Here is an 8,240-nt window from a genome sequence, read left to right as displayed (position 1 = left end):
GGTTGACTCGCCGGATTCCCGTGGACCACTTTGCCTTTGTCCGGGTGAACCGACGCCGAATGCGCTGTCGTGAGCCTTAGCGCCGTTGATGAGGGTGCGGGCCCAGCCGGCGGGGACGGTGCCGTAGCCGGGGAGCCGGGCCGGTTCGGAGTCGGCCTGGAAGAGGGTGCGGTCGGTCATGATGACCTGGATTTCGACGCCGCTGATCCCGCCGGGGGTGCCGGTGGTGCGTTCGACCAGGGCATCGGCCATCAGCTGCCCGCGGCCCCTCGGGTCCCCGGCGGCGTGGAGGGTGTCGGCGTGCCCGCTCAGTGCCTTGTAGACGGCGACGCCGGCGGCCACGGGCAGCAGGGCGGTCAGGCAGGTCATCGCGTCGGGTGCCGGGCGGAGGCTGACGTGCCGCTCGGATACGGCGTGCGCGGCGCGTTTGGTGACAGTGCGGGGGTCACGCCGGTAGGCGGCGGCCCGGGCCGTGGCGACCAGGGACCGGTCGCCGGCCCCGGCGAAGGTCCCGGCGTCGGCGGCGAGTTCGGCGTCGACGGCGGCCCGGTCGGCGGGGGTCAGGCAGGCGGTTTCGCGCACGAGCAGGGTGGCGCGCCATTCGTTGAGCTGCCCGGTCTGCAAGGCGGTGAGGGTGTGGGGCATTTCGGTCACGAGGGCTTTGGCCAGGCCCAGGAGCCGGCCGCCCCGGGCGGGGGATTCGCGCCGGGCGAGGGCGAGCTGCGCGCCGATCCCGGCGCCGAGCTTCTCGGCCGGGACCCCGGCGGCGGCCTGGTCGCGGCGCTGGAGCAGGTCGAAGGCCACGGCAAGCCGGGCCTGTTCCGCGGACGCGGCGGACTTCTGGTCTTCCAGTTCCCGGATCCGGTCAATGATCCCGGCACTTTCGCTGGCCGCAGGGACGGCGGCCAGCAGGCCCGCTGCGGCGGCAAAGGATCTGGCGCGGCCGAGGCCGCCGTCGCCGTGCCCTGCCGGAACCACTTCGGGCCCCTGATTGCCGTCCATGAGTCAAGTGTCCCTGCGGGCTAAGACATTTATGGCCCGCCGAAGCCGTTCGACGGCTTCGGAAGCCATCGGCGACCTTCCAAGTCCGAATGTCCCCTGCTTGCCGTCCATGGTTCAAGTCTCCCTCGGAGGTGCGACGGAAAAGCGGGGGCGGACGAACAGGCGGTGGGCTGCATTGATCGTGGCACCGCACCCAGCGGCACCGCACCCAGCGGCGCCGCGACCCGCGGGGCTGCGTCCTTCAGCCCCGCGTCTTTCAGCGCCGCGAGATGGTGTCGGCGCCGTATTGGGCCTCTGTCTTCCGTCCACGATTCAAGTGTCCCTTTGGGCTACGACATTTAGGCGAGGGCAAAGGCGACTGCGTCATGGCTGTTGCGGATCCTGAAGGGTGCCTGCGTGAAGCCGCATCTGGAAGTTTGAGAGAGCAAAGTCTTTGAGTTTGCTGTCGTCGATCAGCTGGGCAGCGGCGGCAACCTGCAGCGGCAGCGATGCCCGGTGAACCCTTGCCCTGGCGATCATCTCCCTGTCCGCTATGTCAGCGACATGGGCGGAGCCGAACGCTCCGATGAGGGGTGCGAGGTCAAGTGCGGGATCGCCAATGCAGGCGTTGTCGAGGTCTATGACACCTGAAAGCTGATCTCTGCGCCACACGATGTTGTGCAGGCCAAAGTCACCGTGCACTAGTGAAGTCTCAACTCCTGCTTCTACTTCCAGTACTTCCGCAACAGCCCGCCGGGCAGCAGTCTTTACGGCCATATCTAACGGTTGGATGATCCGGTCGACAACTGCTGGCCATTGCTGCCCTCCGCACCACTGCCTGACGGGCCGGAGCTCACCGCGAGGACTCGCAGCTTCCCGGAGCCCGGTCAGGATAAGTTCCAGCGGCCCCCTAACCTGCTTCCAGGAGAGGCCAGACCGATGTTCGCCGGGGATGCAACTGCTGATCTGCGCAGACCATGACGGCCCGAAAGCGGTTCGGACATGGCCTGGGGGATACGGAAAGGAAGATCCACGCCTTCTAATGCCCTGAGGTTCTGATGCTCGCTGTGAGTCCGCGAAGCGTGGCCTACGCCGCGCGCTACGCGCACGACGGCAGAGTCGCCGAGGACGGCGACATGGTGGAAAGCTCCGTGCTTGAATGCGGCTTCATTCCACTGCAGATGCGGCCAGGCACGTTCGACGGGCGGCCAGAGGGCAGACGTATCGGCATCGAGTGTATTCACGATCGCCAGTCTCTCAGTCACGGCCGCCAGTAGCTTGACTCAGCGCGTGGGACTGGTCGCGGCACCGCCCATCGACAACCACGTGACCCGCCATGTGGCCCAGCACCCCAAAGTGGAATAGATGCCGGGACCGGGGGTAGCGTCAACGTATGACACCTGGACGTCCTGTACCCCCGCCGCTGGCCAAGCCGCTGCCGGATTCCTCCACTAACGCCGCCGCCACCGCGGACAGCGCCGCGCAGACCACCGGCCCCACCCTCGCCGCTGCCTACGGCGCCACCGCACCGGACAGCGGACTTGTTCCCTTGACCGTGTCCCGACGGGCGCCGAAGGCGGACGACGTCGAGATCGCCGTCGAATTCTGCGGACTGTGCCACTCGGACGTGCACGCCACCCGGGGCGAATGGGGCGGCGACACGTACCCTTTGATCCCGGGCCACGAGATTGTCGGCCGGGTCTCCCGGCTCGGTTCCGCCGTCGAGGACTTCACGGTGGGTGAGCGCGTGGGCGTGGGCTGCATCGTGGATTCCTGCCGCGAGTGCGACAGCTGCCTGGACGGCCTCGAGCAGTACTGCGAAAACTCCGCGGTGGGAACCTATGGGGCGAAGGACGCCCGCAACGACGGCGCCATCACCCAGGGCGGGTACGCCACGTCCATCGTCGTGGACCGCAACTACGTCCTGCGGGTCCCGGAGAGCCTGGATCCCGCCGCCGCGGCGCCCCTGCTGTGCGCAGGCATCACCACGTATTCGCCCTTGAACCACTTCGAGGTGGAGGAAGGCGACGTGGTCGGCGTCGTCGGGCTCGGCGGCCTCGGCCATATGGCCGTCAAGATCGCCAAGGCCATGGGCGCCGAGGTCAAGGTCTTCACGACGTCGGAGAACAAGTTCGCAGCAGCACGCGAGCTGGGCGCGGACGACGTCATCCTCTCCACCGACCCGGCCGCGATGGAGGCAGCGAACCGCAGCATCGACGTCATCATCGACACCGTCGCCGCACCGCACGACCTCAACCCCTACTTCCGCACCCTGCGCCTGGACGGCGTGCTGTTCCAGCTGGGCCTGCCCGCCGAAGCGATGCCGCCCGTCAACCCCGGCGCGCTGATCCGGCGCAGGATCGCATATGCGGGTTCGCTGATCGGCGGAATCGCCGAGACCCAGGAGATGCTGGACTTCTGCGCCGAGCACGGCGTGGTGTCCGACGTTGAGGTGGTCGGCGCAGACCAACTCAACGAAGCCTTCGACCGCATGGTGGCAGGCGACGTGAAGTACCGTTTTGTCCTGGACGTCAGCACCCTGGGGTCCCCGGCAGAAAAGGCGGACGCATGAGCACTCTCTTCACCAAAATCATCAACGGCGAGATCCCCGGCCGCTTCGTCTGGCGCGAGGACGACGTCGTGGCGTTCCTGACCATGGGCCCGCTGGCCGACGGCCACACCCTCGTGGTGCCCACCGAGGAAGTCGACCGCTGGACGGACGCCTCGCCCCAGGTCCTCGGCCGGGTCATGGAAGTTGCCCGTAAGATCGGCGCCGTCCAGGTGGAGGTGTTCGACGCCGCCCGGGCAGGGCTGATCGTGGCCGGCTACGAAATCAACCACATGCACGTCCACGTGTGGCCATCGAACTCGATGGCGGACTTTGATTTCGGTTCGGCGGACCACCACCCGGATCCGGCCAGGCTGGACGCCAACGCGGAGAAGCTCCGCGAGGGCCTCCGCGCGGCCGGCCATGCGGAGCACGTTCCGGCCGCCTAAGTCTCTCCCGGACGCAACCAGAAGCTGGCGCCGGCGCAGCCCCCCGGGGTCTACGCCGGTGCCAGCACTTTGTTAAGCGCCGCCCGGATGCGCTTCTCGGACACCGAATAAGCCGTCCCGAGTTCGACGGCGAAGAGGCTCACCCGCAGTTCCTCGATCATCCAGCGCACGTGGGTTAACTCCGCGCCGGCCCGACGCCCGGGCAGCAGCGCGGACACGGCGTCGTCGTAATCGTCCTCCAGCGCCTGGACGGCGGCCATGTGCTGGGCGTCCCGCTGGACGTTGCCCGGCAGCTTCTCGAGGCGCTTTTCGATCGCCGCGAGGTAGCGGGGCAGCTGGCTGAGCTGGGCGTAGCCCGTGCGTGCCACGAAACCCGGATAGACCAGCTGCTCGAGCTGGCTCTTGACGTCGTTGAGCGCGCTGATCAGGGCCAGGCTCGTGGTGCCCTTGAGCTGCTTTTCGATCCGGCGGGTGCTGGCCAGGATGCGTTCGACGACGGCGGTGACCGTGAAGACCGTGTCGATCAGCTCCGCCCGGACACTCTCGTAGAGCGCCTTGAACGATGCCTCGTCCCACGGCAGCCCGGCCGGCGTGAGCTTGTCGATGGCGGCCAGGGCGCAGTCAGCGATCAGCGCCGCCACGGATCCATGCGGGTTCTGGCTGAATGTCAGTTTCTCGGTGTTGTTCAGGTGCTCAAGGACATAGCGGTCCGGCGGCGGCACTTTCAGGGCCAGGAGCCGGATGACCCCGCCGCGCATGGCTTCCTGCTGTTCCGACGGCGTCTGGAACAGCCGCAGCGCCACGGACGTTCCCTCGTCCACCAGGGCCGGATAGCCGGTGACAGTGTGCCCGCCAACGGTTCCCTGTACCTGGCGTTGGACGGTTCCAAAGGTCCAGTCCTTGAGTCCGGACATTTCCGCGAACCCGCCGGGGGCCGCGGCCGTGGCAGCCGCCAGGGCGGCCGACGGCGACGTGCCGGCCCGCGACGAACGTGCGCCATCCTTGCCGTTCGCCGTGCCCTTCCCGTCCGCGCCGGCTTTACCCCTCGCCGTGCCGTTTCCTCCGGATTGGGGTGCCGTGGTGCCCGGAGTGGCACCGAGGGATTCCGCGATGGCCCGGCGGGTGGCTGGGGCAAGCCGCTCCTGCAGCGCGTTCAGGTCCTTGCCCTCATCGAGCAACTTGCCGCGGGAATCCACCACACGGAAGCTGACCCGCAAGTGCGACGGCACGGCGTCCCAGTTCCAGGACCCCGGCGGAATGACCTGTCCGCGGATCCGGCGCAGCACGAGTTCCAGCGATGGTTCGAGCTCGTCGGTGGCGGGATCGAAATCCGCTTCCAGCGCCGCGACGGCCTGGCGGGCCACGTCCGGGGCAGGAACGAAGTTCTTGCGGATCTGTTTGGGCAGCGACTTGATGAGCGCCGTGACGAGTTCCACGCGCTGCCCGGGGATCAGCCAGCGGAACGCGGCGTCGTCGAGCTGGTTCAGGAACAGCACCGGGACCTCGGCGGTGACGCCGTCGGACGGATTTGGTGGCGAACCCGGCGCCACGGGGTGGAACTCGTAGCTCAGCGGCAGCTCGAAGCCCTTGTGCAACAAGGTCTTGGGGTAGGCCGAGTCATCCAGGGCCGCGGCGTCCTCGCTGATCAGCAGGGACTGGTCGAAGTCCAGCAGCGTGGGATCCTGCTGGCGCGCGTCCTTCCACCACTTGTCGAAGTGCCGCTCCGAGACGACCTCCGCGCCGATCCGGGCGTCGTAGAACTCGAACAGTGTCTCGTCGTCCACCAGGATGTCGCGGCGCCGCATCCGGGCTTCGAGCTCCTCGACTTCGTGCAGCAGTGCGCGGTTGCGGTGGAAGAACTTGTGGTGGGTCTGCCAGTCGCCTTCAACCAGGGCATGGCGAATGAAGAGCTCGCGGCAGAGCTCCGGATCCACCTTGCCGTAGTTGATCCGCCGGCTCGGGATGATGGGCACGCCGTACAGCGTGACCTTTTCGTGGGCCATCACCGCGCCCATCTTCTTGGACCAGTGCGGCTCGCTGTAGCTGCGCTTGACCAGGTCAGGGGCCACCTGTTCGGCCCAGAGCGGATCGAACTTCGCCGCGACGCGGGCCCAAAGCCGGCTCGTCTCCACGAGTTCGGCGGCCATCACGAACGTGGGTGACTTCTTGAACAGCGCCGATCCCGGGAAGACCGCGAAGCGGCTGCCGCGGGCACCGGCGTACTCGCGCTTGCGCTCGTCGAGGATGCCGATGTGGCTCAGCAGCCCCGAGAGCAGGCTGATGTGGATGCCGTCGTGGTTGCCCACCGGATCGGCCAGGCGCTTGTTGTCCAGGCTGATGCCCAGCGGCCGGGCCAGCTGGCGGAGCTGGGCGAACAGGTCCTGCCACTCCCTGACCCGCAGGTAGTTGATGAACTCGTTGCGGCAGAGCCGGCGGAACGCCGTGGAGGACAGTTCCTGCTGTTTCTCCTGCAGGTAGTTCCACAGGTTCAGGTAGCCGGTGAAGTCCGAGTTCTCGTCCCTGAACCGGGCGTGCTTCTCCGCGGCGAGCTGCTGCTTATCCGTCGGGCGCTCGCGCGGGTCCTGGATGGTCAGCGCCGCCGCCAGGATCATGACCTCCCGGACGCACCCGCGCTTGCCAGACTCCACGATCATCCGGCCGAGCCTCGGGTCCACCGGCAGCTGCGCCAGCTGCTGCCCGACGGCGGTGAGCCCGCCGCCGTTCCTGCCGCCGCCGCCGTTCCGGCCGGCAGCAGCACCGGCAGCTTCCGCGGGACGGCGGCCCGGGCGGCCGTCGCCGTCGTCCGCTGGTTCCTGGGCCCGGGCGGCGCTGAGGGCTCCGAGTTCGCGCAGGAGGCTGACACCGTCGTTGATGGCGCGCGAATCCGGCGGCTCGACGAACGGGAAGTTCTCCACATCCTTCGGTCCGCGGGCCACGCCCATGGCGGTCATCTGCAGGATGACGGCCGCGAGGTTGGTGCGCAGGATCTCCGGATCCGTGAACAGCGGCCGCGACTCGAAGTCCTCCTCGGAGTACAGCCGGATCGCGATACCGTCGGAAACGCGGCCGCAGCGGCCCGAGCGCTGGTTGGCCGAAGCCTGGGAGACGCGCTCAATCGGCAGGCGCTGGACCTTGGTCCGGTGCGAGTAGCGCGAGATCCGGGCCGTGCCGGTGTCGATCACGTACTTGATGCCGGGGACCGTCAGCGAGGTTTCGGCGACGTTGGTGGCAAGGACGATCCGGCGCTTGCTGCCGGGGTGGAAGACCTTGTGCTGCTCCTGCAGGCTCAACCGGGCGAAGAGGGGAAGGACCTCGGTGCCGGCCAGGCGCCGGTTGGACTGGATGCGGGCGTTGAGGGCCTCCGCCGCGTCGCGGATTTCGCGCTCGCCGGAGAAGAAAATCAGGATGTCGCCCGGCGCCTCCTGTGCGAGTTCGTCGACGGCGTCGCACACCGCATCCAGCGGGTCGCGGTCCTCCTCGAGTTCGTCGTCCGCGGCCGCGCCTTCTCCATCTTCGGCGCTGGCGCCGCCGGCGGGCTGGGAAAGCGGCCGGTAGCGGATTTCCACCGGGAAGGTCCGGCCTGACACCTCGATGATGGGGGAGGGTTCTTCCTCGCTGCCGAAGTGCTTGGCGAAGCGCTCCGGATCGATGGTGGCCGAGGTGATGATGATCTTCAGGTCCGGGCGCTGCGGCAGGATCCGCTTGATGTAGCCGAGGATGAAGTCGATGTTGAGGCTGCGCTCGTGGGCCTCGTCAATGATGATGGCGTTGTACTTGCGCAGCAGCCTGTCGCGCTGGATCTCCGCCAGCAGGATGCCGTCGGTCATGAGCTTGACCTTGGTGGACCGGCTCACCTCGCCGGTGAAGCGGACCTGGAAACCGACTTCCTGGCCGATCTCGACGCCGAGTTCCTCCGCAATGCGCTCGGCCACCGTGCGGGCCGCGAGCCGCCGGGGCTGGGTGTGGCCGATCAGCCCGTTCTCGCCCAGGCCGAGCTCCAGGCACATCTTGGGAATCTGGGTGGTCTTACCCGAGCCGGTCTCTCCGGCGATGATGGTCACCTGGTTGGCCGCGATGGCGGCCATCAGATCTTCGCGGCGCTCGGAGACCGGCAGCTCGGCGGGGTAGGAAATATGCAATGTCATGGCTGGAGACAGTCTACTGGGGTGGACTGTCCACTGGGATGGCGACGGCGGATGTCCGGTCCGGCCGCTTAAGCAGAACCTGTGCAGGCCCGGCGCATGTTGAGGGCCCGGCTTGAT

At 67.9% G+C, this 8,240-nt stretch carries 5 protein-coding genes; 2 read left to right on the top strand and 3 right to left on the bottom strand.

Features of this window, described 5'->3' with window-relative positions:
- Together AC1DXI_RS19370 and AC1DXI_RS19365 are read right to left on the bottom strand one after the other, a co-directional pair.
- Positions 1–1,002, bottom strand: a 1,002-nt coding sequence (locus AC1DXI_RS19370) for a DUF222 domain-containing protein (protein WP_476939943.1), incomplete at its 3' end; no start/stop codon positions are given.
- Between the two features lie 363 nt (positions 1,003–1,365).
- Entirely contained in the window at positions 1,366–1,872 is a 507-nt protein-coding gene (locus AC1DXI_RS19365; RefSeq protein ID WP_476939946.1) for a phosphotransferase family protein, read from the bottom strand.
- A gap of 502 nt (positions 1,873–2,374) precedes the next feature.
- On the opposite strand from AC1DXI_RS19365, the gene AC1DXI_RS19360 reads away from it, so the two are divergent.
- Complete coding sequence (locus tag AC1DXI_RS19360; RefSeq protein WP_476939942.1) at positions 2,375–3,553, top strand: NAD(P)-dependent alcohol dehydrogenase; 1,179 nt, start codon at positions 2,375–2,377, stop codon at positions 3,551–3,553.
- A complete protein-coding gene (locus tag AC1DXI_RS19355; RefSeq protein ID WP_476939941.1) occupies positions 3,550–3,978 on the top strand; it encodes an HIT family protein in 429 nt (142 codons plus the stop codon). The genes AC1DXI_RS19360 and AC1DXI_RS19355 overlap by 4 nt, the downstream gene beginning before the upstream one ends.
- A 50-nt stretch (positions 3,979–4,028) precedes the next feature.
- Here AC1DXI_RS19355 and hrpA read toward each other — a convergent pair whose 3' ends face one another.
- Positions 4,029–8,123 (bottom strand): ATP-dependent RNA helicase HrpA, encoded by a 4,095-nt coding sequence (gene hrpA, locus AC1DXI_RS19350; RefSeq protein ID WP_476939940.1) that lies wholly within the window; start codon positions 8,121–8,123, stop codon positions 4,029–4,031.
- Between the last annotated feature and the right edge of the window lie 117 nt (positions 8,124–8,240).

The organism is Arthrobacter sp. P1_H7, from assembly GCF_056405215.1.
This window is presented reverse-complemented; position numbering and strand designations above follow the sequence as displayed.

Excerpts from the sequence above, each read along its gene's own strand:
- AC1DXI_RS19360 (WP_476939942.1), top strand. The coding sequence starts at position 2,375 with ATGACACCTGGACGTCCTGTACCCCCGCCGCTGGCCAAGCCGCTGCCG.
- AC1DXI_RS19355 (WP_476939941.1), top strand. The coding sequence starts at position 3,550 with ATGAGCACTCTCTTCACCAAAATCATCAACGGCGAGATCCCCGGCCGC.
- hrpA (WP_476939940.1), bottom strand. The coding sequence starts at position 8,123 with ATGACATTGCATATTTCCTACCCCGCCGAGCTGCCGGTCTCCGAGCGC.